The following is a 16,767-nucleotide window of genomic DNA, read 5'->3' on the forward strand; positions in this document are numbered from 1 at the left end:
AATTCGTGACTATTTCGTGACGTTGAATGAAATATCCGGATTATAGAAAGAATAAATGCAGGTGGCATTGTCGCAACTCAGACTATCTTCTAGTAGGTCTGTGATGCAGTGTTTGTTCGTACCGACGTAAGCATGATTTGGAGGAAGTGATATAGCCAGCGAGGATTTTAATTGAGGCTATTTCAATGTGACTTTACTTTGATGGAGAAATTATTAATGAACACTATCCGCGCTTTGCATTCAATGCCGGACCTGGCAGCATTAAACATCGAAAGAATGAATTCCCGGTCTTCTGTTACCACTGCGTCAGGTTTTCAGCCCTTTTTACAGACTCAGCTCAAACTCTCCGGAAATTATGGATTGAATGAGCCAGCCGTATTGAAGCAATCGATCAGTATGCCACCACACCCGGCAGACATCGACTCGCTGGTTGCTCAACTACTCGCTAGCAGGAAGATGTTATTACAGCCATTCAGGTCAGTTTCTTTTTCAGGAAAACAGTATTGTGAACACCTTAGACAACGTAGCGTAACTGGCGGTTTTTGCAGGGAGATAGCTGACGTCAGTAAGGCGGAATATGTTCCTGAATCCGCTTCTGATTCGTGTGTGATAATGAACAAAAAACATCCTGAAGTACGCAGAGATTCCTGCAGTTATTCACTTAATACCGATTTCAAATATGAATGTCAGCAAACGATTCCGGTTGCTGTGATGGCGCCTTTAACCTACTTTTTTATCGGAGTTTTTCCTGACTTAGTCCGGATCTCTGTGTCAGGTTACATAAGGCAGCCCTTGCGTATACGCAGACTACGTAGGTTAGACAGAACAGGTTATCGCCAGAATGCTTACGACCTAAACCTATATCGTTAATCCAAAACCGTTTAAAAAATTAAGATTAATTTTTTGACACAGTGTCGTCTTTTTTATCGAACAACCATTTTTATACGCTCTGCTTTTCCTTAAAAAGCGTGTTTTTATAAGCTTTACACATTTTCTTAATTCTGCGACTGAATAATTGCCGACTCTAATTTGGCCATCATTCGTCTGGAATATTCTGTGAAGTCCAACCTATTTCGGAGAATCATAATGAAATCCAATTTCGCTACATCTACCTACATTCAAAATCAATGGCTTCAATCTTATTATTATATTCGTGCAGCGGGTTCAATTATCTGGATTGCACTTGCACTATTCATTGGCAAACATAATCCCACAGTTGGTACCATTCTGCTTGTTTTGTATCCTACATGGGACGCATTCGCCAATTATCTTGATGCAAGACAGTCAGGGGGCTTAGCACTAAACCCACCCCAAAAATTTAACTTTATCGTTAGCCTGGTGGTCGCAGCGGCTATTATCTGGGCTCTTTCTATCAGCATGAATACAACCATTAAAGTCTTTGGAATATGGGCGATTTTTTCTGGTGTATTGCAGCTTTCTGCTTCCATCCGTCGCTGGAAAAATTCAAATGGACAATGGGCTATGGTCTTGAGTGGTGCGCAATCTGCATTGGCCGGTGTGTTTATGTTTAAACTGGCGAGTAGTGATGCTGCTCTGGATGTCACCACGGTTGCACCTTACGCCGCTTTTGGTGTTCTCTATTTCCTGATTTCAGCCATCACACTGACCATAAAGAATGGGCGTAAAAATAAAGCTGCCTGCTGAGCGTTCAGGAAAAATGGTGTGACTATTAGTATTTAATGGGCGGCTTAGGGCGAACTTGATAACCCGGCACATCAGGCTATTCCTGTTCTGAAGCTAACATAATATCTGCGATATCCAGCAATGCGCGCAGGCGATCCATATGACGAAGATCCTGATGGTAGCCGACCCAGATGTCTCTTGAAGGCGGAATGTCAGGCATTTCAATACGCTGCAGCCCGGTGGTGGCATCACCTAAAGGGCGTGGCAGCACGGCTATGCCCATCCCCCGCAGACACATCTGCGCCTGAACCGCACGGCTTGTGCTTTTAAAGGCAGGTTTTGACTGCGGGAAATGATCAAGAAGCCATGAGACGTCAGGAAAGTGTGACTGCCCAGTATTCATCAGGATCAGCCCCACCGAAGAGGGGGCTTTGAGCAGTGCCTGTGCATTCTGTGGCGTGCCATAAAGTGCGTAGGGCACACGCATCAAACGGCGCTGAACAATATTCGGATCGGTAAAAGGTACGATGCGAAACGCGATGTCGGCATCACGGCGCGACAGATCGAGCAGGCGGTAACCTGCAATAATTTCCGGCACAATCGCCGGATGACGACGTGTCAATTCACTCAGCACGGGGGCCAGCACATAGTTAGTAAACCATTCTGCTGATGATATTCTCAGTATTCCTTCAAGGCGATCGTGATTGCCTGCCAGACGACGTTCCATGGCAAGCGCGGAATTTTCCATCGCTTCTGCCAGCTTAATGATCCCGTCTCCGGCATCTGTCAGCACCAATCCCTCCGTTGTCCGGCGAAACAGCGCCTGCTGCGCTTCATCCTCAAGCGCCTTGATACGGCGTCCTACTGTAGGATGACTTACGCCCAGACTCAGGGCTGCTTTCCCGAATGAGCCGTTACGCATGACCGCAAGCAATACCTGAACATCCCCCCAATCCATGCTTCGATTCCGCCGTTCAAAAATGAACATCCAATATACAAAAGTGTCAGTTCTCAAACAACTTTGCAGGCATCACCATGGCTTCTTTAAATTCGTCGCCTCAGGCGACACGAACAGGAAGCTGAGATTATGCATAAATTAAAAGACAAAGTTGCTCTGGTTACCGGAGGTTCAAAAGGTATCGGAGCAGGTATAGCCCGTCAGCTGGCAGCTGATGGTGCAAGGGTTATCGTCAATTACGCCTCAGATAGAGACGCTGCTGAAAAGGTTGTTGTCGATATCAAAGCCACCAAGGGTGAGGCTGTGGCAGTCGCAGCGGATGTCACCAGTCAGACTGAGGTCGAGGCACTAATTAATACCAGCATTGCTCTTTTCGGGCGGCTCGACATCGTGGTGAACAACGCCGGTGTTTACCAGTTCGCCAAAATTGAAGAGAGCACTGAAGCGCTGTACCGCAGGCAATTTGATATCAATGTGCTTGGACCCTTGTTAGTAAGCGCCGCGGCCGCACCGCACCTGGGTCACGGCAGCAGCATCATCAATATCAGTTCATTCGTCACCCGAGTCTTTATTGCTGAAAGTGCCATCTACAGCGGTGCTAAGGGGGCGATTGATGCCATTACCGGTGTGCTTTCACTTGAGCTCGGTCCCAGGGGAATTCGCGTGAATGCGGTCAACCCGGGCCTGATCGAAACGGAAGGAAGCCATAGCGCAGGCGCAATAGGCTCGGACTTCCAAACCTGGAATGAAGAGCAAACGCCGCTTGGCCGTATAGGTCAGGTGGAGGACGTCGCCCCAATCGTCTCATTTCTCGCCTCCGATGAGGCCAGATGGATTACTGGGGAGATTATTCTGGCTTCCGGCGGCATGCGCTGATCGGATCGGTGTTGCGCTTCCCCGAGGCGGCGTCACCTGCACTGATTGGTCAACTGCGCATTCTGCGATGACCACACATCCCTAACAGGGACCGTACCGTTCCATAAGGAGTGATCTATGTCGGCACATAGCATCCTGCAAGCCGAGCCACGCCGTTGGGCTATGTTTGTCATTTTATTGGTAGGTGCATTTTTGCCACCGCTCGATTTTTTTATCGTTAATGTGGCACTGCCTGCTATTCATAATGAATTGAGCACATCTTCCTCAGCAGAACAGCTGGTCATTTCATCGTACGCCGCTGTGTATGCCGTGACATTAATCACCGGAGGTCGTCTGGGCGATATTTATGGTCGGGGAAAAATGTTTTTTCTTGGGCTGATTGGTTTTACCGCGGCATCATTGCTGTGTGGTTTTGCCTGGTCATCCTGGATACTGATTGCTGGACGCATATTACAGGGCGCCACGGCCGCCATTATGGCTCCTCAGGCGCTCGCCGCCGTGCAGTCCATTTTCCCCGAAGCGGAGCGACCCTTAGCGCTCAGTATATATGGAGCCGTGTTTGGTCTGGCCTCCGTTATTGGACAGGTTCTGGGCGGCATTCTGATATCAGCCGATCTCTTCCACCTTGGATGGCGGACAATTTTTCTCATTAATCTGCCTGTGACGCTGCTGGTGATTCTCTTTGGCCTGCCACTGCTGCAAGAAAAACGGCCGCGAGCTGCTCAGCGACTTGACCCCGTTGGCACACTGCTGGCCACATTAACGCTGAGTACACTGATTGTGCCGCTAATCGAAGGGCGTGAGGCGGGGTGGCCCTGGTGGACGTGGCTGTTATTTTCTGCTTTCCCGCTGCTGGCCTCACTGTTATGGCGATATGAGCACAACCTCAGTCGCAAAGGGGGATCGCCACTGCTCAACCCGAGCGTGTTACGTGCGCCAGGGCTAGGCCAGGGACTTATGATTGTTTTATTGTTTTATTCAATCGGCGCGTTCTTTCTTCTGTTTTCTGTCTATCTGCAGAGTGCCTTACATTTAAATGCCTTGGTTGCAGGCACGCTTTTTCTACCCTTTGGTGTCGGATTTCTCATTGGTCCGTTACTGACACCGTATCTGAGGCAGTATGCCGGAAATTACCTTAGCGCCATCGGAATGGGATGTGAAACCGCAGGTTTGGCAGGTATGGCAGGATTGATCGCTACGACGATGCCCGGTCACTCTCCCGCGATGCTGCCGCTCGCCATGCTACTTTTCCTGACTGGGCTGGGGCAGGGGCTGGCAATGCCAACTCTGGTGCGGATGGTGACAGGCCGGGTCGCGCCACAGTTTTCAGGTATGATTGCTGGCGTAACCAGCTCGACATTACAAATTAGCACTGCGCTAAGTGTCGCGGTTATCGGCGGCATTTTTTACAGCATGCTGGGGAACGGTAACAGCGTCGCAATCATTACCCATGCTTTTATCGTCGCGCTTCTGACGATGGCTATCTGCCTGGCTGTAGGGACAGGGTTAAGTATCAGGCTAATTCGGCGCTCCTTTGATCGCTCCATGACTCCGGATGGCTTATCTCAAAGGTAACGCGACAGTTCTCAGCTGACGGTAAGCGCCATATAATTAGGCAGCAAGCTGAGAACTTTTTTTTATTTTTAGTTTCCTGACAGGCTGCGCAGTTTCTGCAGGAAGTATGCACAACGATAATTCTTTGTTTTGCACGTACTTCAGGCAGATTATTTATTTTATCGTATCAGGGATTCATTCGGTATTCATGAATGAATCGTGACATAAGAGTCGTCCGCGACTGGCACAATAAGGATATGCGCGCATGGCAATATCTTCTATGCTCAATGAGCAATGGGTGGATAGGTTGAACATCCTGAGCGCTGAGAGCATTTAATGTTGTAAATGCTGACATTTATTAACTCATCAACTGGTGATGAAATTATGAAAAAATCTATCGTCCCTGAAGAATTTCAACACTATTTCGATGGTTGGCACTTTTCCCCCGTTATCGAAGCAGATGGCACAGTATATCTTTCCGGTGTTACCGCAGCACGAAGAGATAAACCTATAAGTAAGCATCCTGAAGAACAATTTCATGATGCCTTTTATAAGCTTGGCGTTTATTTAAATGCCGCTGGTTTAAACTATGAACACATACTTGAGATGACCACTTTTCACATTGACCTCAAAAAACATATCGACGTTTTTTCCAGAGTAAAAGATGAGTATGTAAAGGCGCCATATCCAGCTTGGTCAGCTATAGGCGTGTCAGAGTTCATTCCTGAGAATGCCCTTGTGGAAATGCGGATTGTGGCCAAAAGATAGTTTTAGGCGTGGGCACTAAAATAATAGTTGTGTCGGTTTCTGGCATTAAGCGGACTGGTATGTCAGCTCCGCTATGAGCGAAAAGCGGACATCCGACTTTTCCATAAAAACCGTTAGCTTTCAGTTAATCAAACAAAAGAGGGCGGAAATTCTCCTTAACTTTCTTCCTCCCTTTTATGGAAAATTAATTATTTTTAAAAGACTGGTCGTAGATAATGCAATCTCTACCTGCTCTCTTAGCTCTGTACAGGGCATCATCAGCTGCATTGATAGCAGAGGAAGATGAGTCATGTTTAAGCTTGGTTGCCACACCAATGCTTAGCGTGATACCGAAACTTCCGTTGCATGCATCTGAAACCGAAGTTTTAATTTTTCTGATGATATCTTCTGCGTTGATATTATCAAAGATAACGATGGCAAATTCTTCACCACCCGATCTTGCAATAAAAACATTCTCGCTTACAAGATTACTTAGCCTCAGCCCGGTATCTCTCAACACCCTGTCTCCAGCCTCATGACCATATGTGTCATTAATTTTTTTGAAGTGGTCAATATCAGCAATGCAGATAGTTCCTGACCGGTTCTCCAATCCTCTCAATATAACATTCAAATGTCTTCTGTTAGGCAACCCTGTTAATTCGTCTGTAAGTGAAAGATTAACCGCTGATTTATAATTATGGTTCACGTAGGATATAAACTTTTCAAATAAAAAAATAATCATTAATATGGCTGGAATATAAATAATTGAAGCAATTAATGATGCTGTATCTCTTTCTATTAAACCCAGTCCGCCTGCCATTGAAGCCAGGGATGAGTTCAAAAGCAGAAACAAACTCACTCTAAAAACAAGCAAGTTCACCTCAGTAGATTGGATATTAAAAGATTTCCTGATAAACCATGCCATCACTGCTACAGTGCAAGAATTAATGAAGAAATAAAAGTTGATTTTTGAAGTGTCACCAATAGCAAAAGAGAGAACAATAATCAAGGTTGCCATAAAGCAAGTATAAGTGATCACCATCCTATAAAGAAGTCCTTTAGGAGATTCAACTTCATGTATGAGTTTGTCATGTATCTTGAAATTCATCACGCTATCCTGTTTTGGTCAGGTATAAATAGTACCACATAATTATTTATGGAGGTGATGGTTTGTGTGGCTGAAGTGACTAATCAGGTATGCTAATTTATTGTTTCACATGCAGAAAAAAAGGCTTCCAACTCAATCCTGCTGATTTGCTTTCTATTTATGATTAGATACTTATGGTTTCAATATTGTTCAGGATATACCCGACCTGCTCAGAAATTATTAATGTAATGCAAGACTACCAGCGCCCATTTCTGGCACAAAGGGGACATGTTTAGAAATGAGGTCTGCAATGAGTGAAGAGGGAAAAATAACGCTTCAGGCTCCGTTCATACAGTCTAACCTTACTGCCATATGCAGCATAAAAACTTGGCGGCTTTATACTCAGCGCCATAAGTCGGTGGATCTTCCCGTCAGCCCCGGTAACTTCCGCAACTGCGCGTGCGCGATTTCACCAGTGTCCTCCAGGCCGAAAACCCGCATACTGACGTCAAGTTCACCGGCAAATACTCCCAGTCGCTGCCTGTTTCTGCCGGCAATGATAATATTCAGGCCGGCACTTTTAGCCTGTGCGGCGGTCATACGTCCCGTGTATCCGGTGGCGCCATAAATCAGTAGTGTTTTCATGATTGAGGGTGCTGCCATTCTTTAAAGACAAATTCAAGGCTGTAGCCATCGGGGTCGAAAACGCTGGCGGCGTAGTAGCGGGGATCGTAGTGAAGCCGGGCGCCAGGTGCGCCATTGTCAGACGCGCCGGCACGCATGGCTGAAGCATAGGCTTCATTCACCATTGTTTGATTTCGCGCGACAAACCCGACATGTACAGTAGCTGGCGCAACAGTTCCTTCGCGTAGCCAGAAAAAGATCCGGCCTTGAACACCGAACCCTTTCAAATCCGGGTGGCCTGGCGGCCCCTCTTTTCCGTCATAATCATGACGAACCGTGATGCCGAGAGGAGCAAGCGCTTCCGTATAAAAACGGACAGAACGGTCTGTATCGCTGACCGTCAGAAACAGATGATCCAGCATAAAACCTCCGAAAGGATTCAGATTTGGTAGCCGCCGGCAACCTCGATGGATTGTGCGTTGATCCAGACGCTGTCATCAGAGACCAGGCCTGCGATTACCCGGCCGACATCATCCGGCTCCCCCATGCGTTCCAGCGCGGTCTGTGAGGCGAGCAGTTTCTCAAATTCTTCGTTCAGTCCTCCGCCCAGCGACGTACGGGTTGCACCCGGAGAGACTGCGTTTGCCCTGATGCGCCGCGGCCCGAACTCTTTGGCCATATAGCGGGTCAGTACTTCAAGGCCGCCTTTAAAGGCAGCGTAGGGCGCAACACCTGTCGTGGCCACGCGCGTGGTGGCGCTGGTAACGTTGATGATTGTCCTCCATCGCAAATCAGAGGCAGCAGCTTTTGGGTCAGGAAAAAAGGGCCCTTCAGGTGCACGGCAAAAAGAGTGTCGAACTCACTCTCCGTCACCGTTTCAATCGGGTTGAAGAGCCCAAACCCGGCGTTGTTTACCAGCACGTCAATGTGCTCACGTTCCCAGGTGATACTGACTATCTCAAGTAAGGCATCGCGGAAAGTGCCGAAGGTTTCGGTGCGAGCCACATCCAGATGCAGCGCAACGGCATGTCTGCCTGACGCTTCAATCTCCTTCACAACCCTCAGGGCAGATTCAGGATGGCTGTTATAAGTCACAATCACCCCCATCCCTTTAGCCGCGCACTGCTGCGCCACGCTGGCGCCAATTCCGCCACTGCCGCCGGTAATCAGTACAATTTTCAAGGTTTCATCCTTTCTGTCTGCGAGAGGAAAAAGGATAAAACCTCCGGGACAGCTCAGCCTCTGCGTTCCTGCTCGATTCTTGCCTTTTTCTGCTTTATGCTCGCTTTAATCATCATACTGAGGAGGCTGACCTTGACACTGGAACCCCTGCTTGACGAACTGCGCCTTCTGGCCGCTCATGCCCGAAACTGGCGAACCGAAACCGGTATACCGCGTGTGGCAATGGTGCAGGGGGACGTTCCCGCGCATGCTCTGGCTGCGGTCTATGAGCCGATGGTTAATCTCATACTGCGGGGAAGTAAATCCATGACGGTAGGTGACCGGATATTCCACTACAACCCTGCTTCTTACTTTGTCATGTCAGTAGATTTGCCAGCCGTAGGCGAAGTCCTTCCCGAGGTCACCGGTGCTCCTTATCTCGCGATCAGTCTGAACCTGAAACCTGAGCGGATAGCGACGTTGTTGGCTGATTTACCTCCCGTGAAGGCTGATCCACAGTCGGGTGCTTTTTCCGTTGCTGCCGTCACGCCCGAGCTGCTGGATGCCTGGGTAAGAATGCTTCGCCTGATGAAGAGCCCTGAAGATATCCCGGCTCTCGCACCGGTATATGAACGTGAAATCCTATATTATGTTTTGAAAGGCCCACATGGCTGGATGCTGAGGAATATCGCTTCACCGGGAACCATGCTGGCGCGGATAGGTAATGCGATTCGCTGGATAAGACATAATTTTGCTTATGAATTTGTGGTTGAATCACTGGCCGCACAGGAAGCCATGAGCGTATCGGCTTTTCATCGTCATTTTAAGTCCGTGACAAACATGAGTCCGGTCCAGTATCAGAAGCGCGTCCGTCTTCTCCATGCCAGAACCAAATTACTGGCGCGCCAGCAGAGCGTCACGTCTGTTGCCATGGAGGTGGGTTATCGCAGCGTGCCTCAGTTTAATCGCGAGTACGCCCGTTTCTTTGGCCGCTCTCCTTTGAAAGACGTTGCAAGTTTAAAGTACGACGCTGATGGTGCAGAAAGCCCGCTGAATCACCACGTTTGATGCGGCAGTAAATTTTGCTGACGTAACAAAGCAATAACTCACCACACGATATTTCACTTCGCGGGTAGCAGCCAGGCGAAACTAACAGGCCGTAATTCAGATGGGGTTCAATTTCGCAAAGTGACGTCCGGCCATCTTACTCATCCTTTCTGACAGACGACTTCGATGTTATTACCGTCAGGGTCTAAGATATAAGCGGCGTAATAGTGAGAGTGGTAATGATGGCGAATTCCCGGTTCGCCATTGTCTCTACCGCCTACCTGTAGAGCGGCACGCCAGAATTCGTCGACTATGGCCCGTTCACTGGCAGCAAAAGCCAGATGTGTTGAAGCGCCTGTTATGTCTTTATCATGAAGCCAGAGCCTCGGGTACCCCTCCGGGCCCAATCCATACCGGGCACCACCAGTTAGAGTCCGATCCGGGGGTACAGAAACAACCAAGCTGAACCCCAGCGGAGCGAGGGCTGCTTCAAAGAATTTGAGCGATACCAGAGCATTTTTTACAGCAATCTCAACATGGTCGATAACAGACATAACTTTTACCTCCTGATTAAACAATTTTTGGCGTTAGGAGAGCGCTGAATGCCTGACCGGCCAGCTGAGCCACGGCAGTTAACCTGGCTTTTGACAGTCCCGTTACTGCGGCTGCAGAAAATCCCCGCAGCGTTGTCACGACATAATCAGAAAGCTCCCGGTCCCGTGCAGGTTCATACTGCCGGATATAACTTCTGATGAACTGAATTCCTGCCTCACCATAGCGACTTGCCAGCTCGCGGGCCTGCGGATCATCGGCACGCATACCTTCAGCCACAAGACAGCCTCGCTGGACTGAGGATCGGGCGTATAAACGTGCAGCAGTCATAAAAAGATCTGCAACCGCCTCATTCAGCGGCCTGCACTGAGTCAGGATTTTGTCCGCCGGCAGGTTTCCTTCTGCAACATAGAGTTCAAGGCAGCGTTCAAACAGCCCTGCTTTACTACCGTAAGCGGCGTAAAGGCTGGGAGGATTTATATTCAGCGTCTTTGTCAGTTCCGTGATACCCACAGCATCATAACCACGCTGATGAAACAGCGCTTTAGCTATCTGCACGCCGGACTCTCTGTCAAATACACGCCTGGGTGCTTTAATTGTTTTTTCGGTATCGCGCATAGTTTTTATCCGTTGCATCAGAGGTGTTTCTGACTGCCATCTTAAAACTTTATTGTAGTGACCGCTACAAGAGGTTAGTGACAGCCTGTTCAAGACTTATTGTAGTGACCACTACAGAGAAACACATGGTGTAATTATGAATCAGTCATTTGATAGAAAGGTAGTCGTTATCACTGGTGGTGGAAGCGGCATTGGTCTGGCTATAGCGAAAAATCTGAGCGACGAAGGCGCAGACGTCATTATCACTGGCCGAAATGCACAACCCCTTTAAGAGGCGGTAAACAGTGATGCCTAAAGTTATGTGAATGGTATAGAGCTGTTCGCTGACGGGGGCACCTCTCAGTCCTGACAGAGGGTAGGTATGTTCATTTAAAAAATTACTCTCGCTCACCCGTTGTGTTGGCCCAGTGCGCATGTCTGCTTTTGGCAAAATGCTGACTGATGCAGGGAGCGTATACCCGCTATGAGTGAGAAGTGTCAGTTCATGATGCTGACTTTTGCTATCAGCCCTATGGATATTTCCTCTCTTTCATCAAGTGAAAAGGAAGTCTTCAGCCTAAAGCTATAGGGCTAAAGAGCATCTTATGCACCCGGATTATGATGGAGATACGGACGTTGTCTGACTGTCGGACGAGCCGGTAAGGGCAGGTGTATTTACAGTCCCGGCAGAGGCTAAATTTTCTTCAAACCATCCCAGAAAATTCTGCAGCTTTGGCCTGCTCCGGTAGCCCAGCGGCATGACGAGATGATGTGCGCTGATGGTATGGCTAAACTGCTCAGGAAGGATCCTGACCAACGTACCCTGACGCAGGAATTTCTCTGCCAGAAGCTCGCTTTCAAGCACCACACCGTGCCCCATCGCGGCGGCTTCCAGGCTCATATATGAGCGATCAAACCTGAAAAGCCAGGGCTGGGCGGGCTGGACGATGTTATGTGCCCGGAACCACTCAGGCCAGCGTAGTAATGTATTTTCCGAATAGATAAGCCTGCGTGAGATCAAATCCTTTGGCGCACTGACGGGTGCGTGCGCAAGGTACTCCGGTGATGCCATGGGCAGAATGCGTTCATTTCTCACGGACCTGATATCGAAACCTTCCCATGACGGAAAGCCATGTCGGATAGCGATATCCACTTCGCCGCGTCCGAAATCCACGTCCTCATACGAGCAGGCCAGCGTGACTTCGGTGCCGGGATACTGCTGCTGAAATGACTGAATGCGCGGTAAAAGCCACAGGTAGCCGAAGGTGGGTGAGCTGTGAATATGGATTTTGTTCACGCGGCCTGCGGCCTTCATCTCCGCGGTTGCCTGAATCAGCCCCTGTAGATGCACGCCAATGATCTCCAGGTAAGCTTCTCCCCTGGCGGTCAGTTTCACGCCGGCAGCGTGACGTTCGAACAGCTGGCACTCCAGGCTCTTTTCCAGCGTGGCTAGCTGATGGCTCGCGGCTGACGCGGAAATACCCAACGCTTCAGCCGCACGAACCACGTTTCCCGCCCGAGCAATATGCTCAAAAACCTGGAGACACTTCAGTGAAGGGATCTCCGCATAATTTCTCATTTTTCAAACCTTGTAACACCAGACTGACCCTATTTTATCAGCTTCAAAAAGGCGATCACAGTCAATCCTCACTAAGTGGTTAACCATTTGTCGAGATCGCTCTCACAGTTCTGTATTTACACAGCAAGCGTAAATGGACATATGAATGGGGTTTATTGTTAAGTGGTAAACCATTAAGACAATACCACTCAAGGGAACTTCTGATGACAGAACTGAATCACAACCTTCACGGCCTTTCTGAACATGCTTATTCGCTTCGGCGGCATGCCCTGCGTATGGGCGCCGTGCAGGGACAGGGCTACATAGGGCAGGCATTGGGCATTGCCGATGCGCTCACGGTGGCCTATTTCCATGCCATGTCCTTCCGGGCGGAAGATCCTGAATGGGAAGGTCGTGACCGCTTTCTGCTTTCAATCGGTCATTACGCAATTGGCCTGTACGCCGCTCTCATCGAGGCAAAAATCATTCCTGAGCATGAGATTGAGAATTACGGTAGCGACAACAGCATTCTGCCGATGTCCGGCATGGCGGCCTATACCCCGGGGATGGAAATTACCGGCGGCTCGCTAGGGCATGGTTTGGGTATTGCTGTTGGCATGGCGCTGGGCCTTAAGAGAAAAGGGAACAATGCGGCGGTGTATAACCTGCTGTCGGACGGTGAGCTGAATGAAGGGTCGACGTGGGAGGCCGCGCTTTCCGCCAGCCACTGGAAGCTCAACAACCTGATCGCGCTGGTAGATGTTAACCGCCAACAGGCGGACGGAGACAGTCAGGAAGTTCTGGCCACCGAGCCGGTCGATAAAAAGTTTGAGGCGTTTGGCTGGTTTGCTCAGCGCGTGAACGGGCACGATTTGCAGGCACTTGTCAGTGCATTCGATGCGGCCCGGCATCACGCGGGCGATCAGCCACGCGTGATCATTCTCGATACGCTGATGGGCAAGGGAGTGCCTTTCCTGGAAGAGAGAGACAAAAATCACTTCATTCGCGTAGCTGATGCCGAGTGGCAGCAGGCACTTGATGTCCTGAAACGCCATATCTGAAAATCACTTCCGACTCAATGAGGCCACTATGACCACTAAAAAACTGACCACATCTGCCATGATTGCTTCAATTGCTGAAGAGGGGCAGGCAACCATTCCGGCTCCCTTTGGCCATGCCCTGATCGAGCTCGCAAAAAAACACAATGATATCGTCGGCATGTCGGCAGACCTGGCGGCCTATACCGATTTGCACATTTTCTCGCGCGAGTTCCCGGAACGGTTTTATCAGATGGGTATGGCTGAGCAGCTGCTGATGAGCGCCGCTGCAGGGCTGGCCCGCGAGGGGGCTACGCCTTTTGTCACCACCTATGCCGTGTTCGCCGCACGACGAGCCTATGATTTCATCTGTATGGCTATCGCAGAGGAAAAGCTTAACGTCAAAATCATCTGTGCATTGCCGGGGCTCACAACGGGATATGGCCCCAGCCATCAGGCAACCGAGGACATTGCTATTTTTCGCGGCATGCCGAACATGACCATCATCGATCCATGCGATGCCATTGATATTCAGCAGGCTATTCCGGCCATATATGAACATGAAGGTCCTGTCTATATGCGCTTGCTGCGAGGAAAAGTGCCGGTCATTCTGGATCGGTTCCCTGACTACAGGTTCGAGGTCGGAAAAGCGAAGCTGCTGGCAGACGGCCACCAGGCGCTGATTATTTCGACTGGCCTAATGACCATGCGCGCCATTCAGGCCCGTGACATTCTGGAAAAAGAGGGCATCAGCGTCGCGATACTGCACTCGCCAACCATCAAACCCCTGGATGAAGCAACCATTTGTCGTGAGGCGGAAAAACGTCACTGTCTGGTGATCACCGCAGAAAACCACACGGTGATTGGCGGACTGGGCGAAGCCGTAGCCTCCGCGCTGATGCGAAACGGAATATTCCGGCCATTCAGGCAGGTCGGGCTGCCGGATAGATTCCTGGATGCTGGCGCGCTGCCAACGCTTCATGACCGCTATGAGATATCCGCACGTTCACTTGCCTCCAACATTGCATCCTGGATTAAACAATAAAGCATGTCATCCACACGCCTCTGCGTGTGCAGGGGTGTGTGCAACTCTGTTTGAAGCCTTGCCATTGAAAATATCCGAAAGATAAAGGGCTTATCATGATTGATAAATTAAAAAGGAAGAGTCAGTACAGATGGTTTGTGATAGCACTCATTTTTATACTCTTTATGGTTGCACAGGCAGACCGGGCAAACATCGGCTTCGCTATTCCTTTTATCCAGAAAGAATATGACCTGACCAATTCAGAGATAGGTCTCATCATCAGCCTGTTTTTTGCCGGTTACGGATTGTGCCAGATCCCGGCGGGCTTTTTTGTTAAACGTAAAGGGATCCGGTTTTCCTATGCCGCCGGTATGCTGTTGACATCCGTCTTCACGTTTATGATGGGCAAAGTTGATTCTGTCTGGCACCTTAAAATTCTGCGCGCGCTGGTGGGCGTCAGCGAAGCTCCCGTCGTGATCAGCTCAACAGCCACCATCAACAACTGGTTTCCAACGAAAGAGAAGGGGACGGCCACGGGCATTTTTCTGGCCGGTTCAAAATTCGGCCCGTTGCTGGTTCCTCCCATCTGTGCCTGGATTCTGATTAATTATGACTGGCGCCATATCTTTCTGTTCTTTTCAATACCGGGAGTCATTCTAGCTTTGGTGTGGTATGTCCTGGTCAGGAATACCCCGGCAGAAAGTCGCTTTGTGAATCAACAGGAGGCGGATTACATCGCGGAAGTCAGCCGTGATGAAGAAGGGAGCAAGCGACGTTTCAAAAGCCGGGCGTTCCGCTATGGCTTCATTGACCGCATGATCAGAACGACAAAGCTCACCCCACTCGACTCATCCCGGTCTATTTTCCGGTCATGGGATATTTACGGTGCAGCAATCGGTTACATGTGCATGGTGGGGATTGTTGACGGCGTGATTATGTCCTGGCTGCCAAAATATCTTCTGCAGGAACACAAGCTGTCCATCGTGGCTTCCGCGGCGCTGGCTGCCACGCCGTTCGCCGGAAACGTGATAGGGAATCTTTGCGGCGGCTGGATTTCGGATAATCTGCTGGCCAAGCGCCGTAAGCCCCTGATGATGTTCAGTGCAGTCTGCACGATTGTGATGACAGGGTTGATGACTATAGCGCCACAGAACCCCTACCTGCTGGGCCTGCTGCTGTTCTGCCTGGGATTTCTGATAGCGCTGGGGTACTCAGCTTACTCGGTATATGCCATGGCTCGGGCGTCCAGGGAAACCTATCCGGTCGCTTACGCGATTATTAACATGGGCGGGCAGCTGGGAGCGGTGTGTATGCCTCTGATCGTCGGAGTATTGCTGGATAACTACAGCTGGAATGCGGTGTTCATCACGCTGGGTATCGCCGCAGCACTTTGTCTGGTGGTGGTCTTTACCATTCGTGAACCTCTGCCTGCAGGTGCTGAACTGGAGTGATAAACAGCCAATGTAACCGGCTGCACGCAGCCGGTTGCACGATCACTGCATAAGCAGATTCATCAGCATATTTTCCCGCTCCCAGTGGGCGAAATGTGCCTCCATGGCTGCCCTGGCGGCATCGGGATCGCGGGCCGCAATGGCCTTAACAATATCTTTGTGATTGCTGTTAATGCGGGTTTCCGATTCGTTCAGACCTTTCATGATGCTGCGTCGTTTTCTCAGCAAATCGGCGATGAAAGAAGCGATGCTCTGATAAAAAAGCATGATGACAGGATTATGGGTCATACCAGCCAGCACCAGGTGAAACTGATAGTCTGCCTCAACCTTTTCTTCAAAACCTTCAACCGTCACCATCAGATCGCTCAGGCGTTCGAGTTCGGCAATTTCTTCATCAGATGCATGCGTGGCCGCTTCTTCGGCCAGCATTTTCTCGAACATTTCCCGGGCGTCTTCGATGGTATCGAGCGAGATGTAGCCTAACTGTGAGGCAATATCAAAATAGAGGTTGGCAAATGACAGGCGAGGCATTCTGAGAAACGTTCCGCTTCCCTGATTACGCTCAATAAAACCAAAAAATTCCAGAGAGGAAAGGGCATTTCGGATAATGGATCGCTGAACCCCCATTTTTTCCGCCAGGACCCGTTCAGAAGGCAGTCTGTATATGCCATTTTTATCAATCGCAGCAGTCGCGAGTATCCGTTTGATCAGGGACTGACTTTCTTCGGGGATTCCGGTCATGTTTATCACATAAGATGATTACAGAGGGCGGGTGGGTTACCGAATATCCTAACGCCTGCATCAGGGGATGACAACATAAGAGGCGTGCCGGGCGGGGACAGAACAGCCT

17 protein-coding genes and 2 pseudogenes are annotated in these 16,767 nt (G+C 49.7%); 10 read left to right on the top strand and 9 right to left on the bottom strand.

All coding sequences use genetic code 11. The annotated features are described in order from the left end of the window. Window positions 1-216 precede the first annotated feature (216 nt). Entirely contained in the window at window positions 217-870 is a 654-nt protein-coding gene (locus K5Y33_RS13405; protein ID WP_146222860.1) for a hypothetical protein, read from the top strand. Between the two features lie 216 nt (window positions 871-1,086). Next, window positions 1,087-1,665, top strand: a complete 579-nt coding sequence (locus K5Y33_RS13410) for a DUF308 domain-containing protein (protein WP_222234218.1) — start codon at window positions 1,087-1,089, stop codon at window positions 1,663-1,665. A gap of 76 nt (window positions 1,666-1,741) precedes the next feature. Here K5Y33_RS13410 and K5Y33_RS13415 read toward each other — a convergent pair whose 3' ends face one another. Next, window positions 1,742-2,602, bottom strand: a complete 861-nt coding sequence (locus K5Y33_RS13415) for a LysR family transcriptional regulator (RefSeq protein ID WP_222234219.1) — start codon at window positions 2,600-2,602, stop codon at window positions 1,742-1,744. Between the two features lie 129 nt (window positions 2,603-2,731). On the opposite strand from K5Y33_RS13415, the gene K5Y33_RS13420 reads away from it, so the two are divergent. The 3 genes from K5Y33_RS13420 to K5Y33_RS13430 all read left to right on the top strand — a co-directional run bounded on the left by K5Y33_RS13420 (window position 2,732) and on the right by K5Y33_RS13430 (window position 5,800). Beyond that, window positions 2,732-3,478, top strand: coding sequence for an SDR family NAD(P)-dependent oxidoreductase (locus K5Y33_RS13420; protein ID WP_222234220.1), 747 nt, complete (start codon window positions 2,732-2,734; stop codon window positions 3,476-3,478). A gap of 117 nt (window positions 3,479-3,595) precedes the next feature. Then, window positions 3,596-5,053 carry an MFS transporter gene (locus K5Y33_RS13425; RefSeq protein WP_110868390.1) on the top strand — a complete coding sequence of 486 codons (1,458 nt, stop codon included), beginning with the start codon at window positions 3,596-3,598 and terminating at the stop codon, window positions 5,051-5,053. A 363-nt stretch (window positions 5,054-5,416) separates the two neighbouring features. Further along, window positions 5,417-5,800 (top strand): Rid family hydrolase, encoded by a 384-nt coding sequence (locus K5Y33_RS13430; protein WP_222234221.1) that lies wholly within the window; start codon window positions 5,417-5,419, stop codon window positions 5,798-5,800. Window positions 5,801-5,984: 184 nt separating this feature from the next. Here K5Y33_RS13430 and K5Y33_RS13435 read toward each other — a convergent pair whose 3' ends face one another. The 4 genes and pseudogenes from K5Y33_RS13435 to K5Y33_RS13450 all read right to left on the bottom strand — a co-directional run bounded on the left by K5Y33_RS13435 (window position 5,985) and on the right by K5Y33_RS13450 (window position 8,672). Further along, the gene (locus K5Y33_RS13435; RefSeq protein WP_110868391.1) at window positions 5,985-6,887 is read right to left on the bottom strand and encodes a GGDEF domain-containing protein; all 903 of its coding nucleotides are present in this window, start codon (window positions 6,885-6,887) and stop codon (window positions 5,985-5,987) included. Between the two features lie 381 nt (window positions 6,888-7,268). Then, a complete protein-coding gene (locus K5Y33_RS13440) occupies window positions 7,269-7,511 on the bottom strand; it encodes a hypothetical protein (protein WP_110868392.1) in 243 nt (80 codons plus the stop codon). Then, on the bottom strand, window positions 7,508-7,912 hold the full coding sequence (locus K5Y33_RS13445; RefSeq protein ID WP_222234222.1) for a VOC family protein: 405 nt from the start codon (window positions 7,910-7,912) through the stop codon (window positions 7,508-7,510). The genes K5Y33_RS13440 and K5Y33_RS13445 overlap by 4 nt, the downstream gene beginning before the upstream one ends. A 17-nt stretch (window positions 7,913-7,929) precedes the next feature. Next, a pseudogene (locus K5Y33_RS13450) lies at window positions 7,930-8,672 on the bottom strand (SDR family NAD(P)-dependent oxidoreductase). Between the two features lie 96 nt (window positions 8,673-8,768). Between K5Y33_RS13450 and K5Y33_RS13455 the strand changes: the two are divergent. Beyond that, window positions 8,769-9,719, top strand: coding sequence for an AraC family transcriptional regulator (locus K5Y33_RS13455; RefSeq protein ID WP_222234223.1), 951 nt, complete (start codon window positions 8,769-8,771; stop codon window positions 9,717-9,719). Between the two features lie 140 nt (window positions 9,720-9,859). Here the strand turns inward: K5Y33_RS13455 and K5Y33_RS13460 are convergent, their stop codons facing one another. Both K5Y33_RS13460 and K5Y33_RS13465 read right to left on the bottom strand, forming a co-directional pair. Beyond that, on the bottom strand, window positions 9,860-10,252 hold the full coding sequence (locus K5Y33_RS13460; protein WP_222234224.1) for a VOC family protein: 393 nt from the start codon (window positions 10,250-10,252) through the stop codon (window positions 9,860-9,862). A gap of 16 nt (window positions 10,253-10,268) precedes the next feature. Beyond that, a complete protein-coding gene (locus tag K5Y33_RS13465; RefSeq protein ID WP_255610313.1) occupies window positions 10,269-10,868 on the bottom strand; it encodes a TetR/AcrR family transcriptional regulator in 600 nt (199 codons plus the stop codon). A 136-nt stretch (window positions 10,869-11,004) separates the two neighbouring features. Between K5Y33_RS13465 and K5Y33_RS13470 the strand changes: the two are divergent. Beyond that, window positions 11,005-11,121: pseudogene (locus K5Y33_RS13470) on the top strand (SDR family NAD(P)-dependent oxidoreductase); the annotation flags it as partial. Window positions 11,122-11,463: 342 nt separating this feature from the next. Here K5Y33_RS13470 and K5Y33_RS13475 read toward each other — a convergent pair. Then, on the bottom strand, window positions 11,464-12,426 hold the full coding sequence (locus tag K5Y33_RS13475) for a LysR substrate-binding domain-containing protein (protein ID WP_222234226.1): 963 nt from the start codon (window positions 12,424-12,426) through the stop codon (window positions 11,464-11,466). A 203-nt stretch (window positions 12,427-12,629) separates the two neighbouring features. Here K5Y33_RS13475 and K5Y33_RS13480 point away from each other — a divergent pair, with 203 nt between their 5' ends. The 3 genes from K5Y33_RS13480 to K5Y33_RS13490 all read left to right on the top strand — a co-directional run bounded on the left by K5Y33_RS13480 (window position 12,630) and on the right by K5Y33_RS13490 (window position 15,917). Then, the gene (locus tag K5Y33_RS13480) at window positions 12,630-13,466 is read left to right on the top strand and encodes a transketolase (RefSeq protein ID WP_222234227.1); all 837 of its coding nucleotides are present in this window, start codon (window positions 12,630-12,632) and stop codon (window positions 13,464-13,466) included. A gap of 28 nt (window positions 13,467-13,494) precedes the next feature. Next, entirely contained in the window at window positions 13,495-14,487 is a 993-nt protein-coding gene (locus K5Y33_RS13485; protein WP_222234228.1) for a transketolase family protein, read from the top strand. Window positions 14,488-14,582: 95 nt separating this feature from the next. Next, a complete protein-coding gene (locus K5Y33_RS13490; protein ID WP_222234229.1) occupies window positions 14,583-15,917 on the top strand; it encodes an MFS transporter in 1,335 nt (444 codons plus the stop codon). A 42-nt stretch (window positions 15,918-15,959) separates the two neighbouring features. Here the strand turns inward: K5Y33_RS13490 and K5Y33_RS13495 are convergent, their stop codons facing one another. Next, window positions 15,960-16,658 carry a FadR/GntR family transcriptional regulator gene (locus K5Y33_RS13495; RefSeq protein ID WP_222234230.1) on the bottom strand — a complete coding sequence of 233 codons (699 nt, stop codon included), beginning with the start codon at window positions 16,656-16,658 and terminating at the stop codon, window positions 15,960-15,962. Window positions 16,659-16,767 lie beyond the last annotated feature (109 nt).

Source organism: Pantoea sp. DY-17 (assembly GCF_019795975.1).
Taxonomy (GTDB): Bacteria; Pseudomonadota; Gammaproteobacteria; order Enterobacterales; family Enterobacteriaceae; genus Pantoea; species Pantoea leporis.

Coding starts and splice junctions, on each gene's coding strand:
- K5Y33_RS13445 (WP_222234222.1), bottom strand. CDS start 7,912: ATGCTGGATCATCTGTTTCTGACGGTCAGCGATACAGACCGTTCTGTC.
- K5Y33_RS13485 (WP_222234228.1), top strand. CDS start 13,495: ATGACCACTAAAAAACTGACCACATCTGCCATGATTGCTTCAATTGCT.
- K5Y33_RS13415 (WP_222234219.1), bottom strand. CDS start 2,602: ATGGATTGGGGGGATGTTCAGGTATTGCTTGCGGTCATGCGTAACGGC.
- K5Y33_RS13435 (WP_110868391.1), bottom strand. CDS start 6,887: ATGAATTTCAAGATACATGACAAACTCATACATGAAGTTGAATCTCCT.
- K5Y33_RS13475 (WP_222234226.1), bottom strand. CDS start 12,426: ATGAGAAATTATGCGGAGATCCCTTCACTGAAGTGTCTCCAGGTTTTT.
- K5Y33_RS13430 (WP_222234221.1), top strand. CDS start 5,417: ATGAAAAAATCTATCGTCCCTGAAGAATTTCAACACTATTTCGATGGT.
- K5Y33_RS13440 (WP_110868392.1), bottom strand. CDS start 7,511: ATGAAAACACTACTGATTTATGGCGCCACCGGATACACGGGACGTATG.
- K5Y33_RS13420 (WP_222234220.1), top strand. CDS start 2,732: ATGCATAAATTAAAAGACAAAGTTGCTCTGGTTACCGGAGGTTCAAAA.
- K5Y33_RS13490 (WP_222234229.1), top strand. CDS start 14,583: ATGATTGATAAATTAAAAAGGAAGAGTCAGTACAGATGGTTTGTGATA.
- K5Y33_RS13460 (WP_222234224.1), bottom strand. CDS start 10,252: ATGTCTGTTATCGACCATGTTGAGATTGCTGTAAAAAATGCTCTGGTA.
- K5Y33_RS13425 (WP_110868390.1), top strand. CDS start 3,596: ATGTCGGCACATAGCATCCTGCAAGCCGAGCCACGCCGTTGGGCTATG.
- K5Y33_RS13455 (WP_222234223.1), top strand. CDS start 8,769: ATGCTCGCTTTAATCATCATACTGAGGAGGCTGACCTTGACACTGGAA.
- K5Y33_RS13410 (WP_222234218.1), top strand. CDS start 1,087: ATGAAATCCAATTTCGCTACATCTACCTACATTCAAAATCAATGGCTT.
- K5Y33_RS13405 (WP_146222860.1), top strand. CDS start 217: ATGAACACTATCCGCGCTTTGCATTCAATGCCGGACCTGGCAGCATTA.
- K5Y33_RS13480 (WP_222234227.1), top strand. CDS start 12,630: ATGACAGAACTGAATCACAACCTTCACGGCCTTTCTGAACATGCTTAT.
- K5Y33_RS13495 (WP_222234230.1), bottom strand. CDS start 16,658: ATGACCGGAATCCCCGAAGAAAGTCAGTCCCTGATCAAACGGATACTC.
- K5Y33_RS13465 (WP_255610313.1), bottom strand. CDS start 10,868: ATGCGCGATACCGAAAAAACAATTAAAGCACCCAGGCGTGTATTTGAC.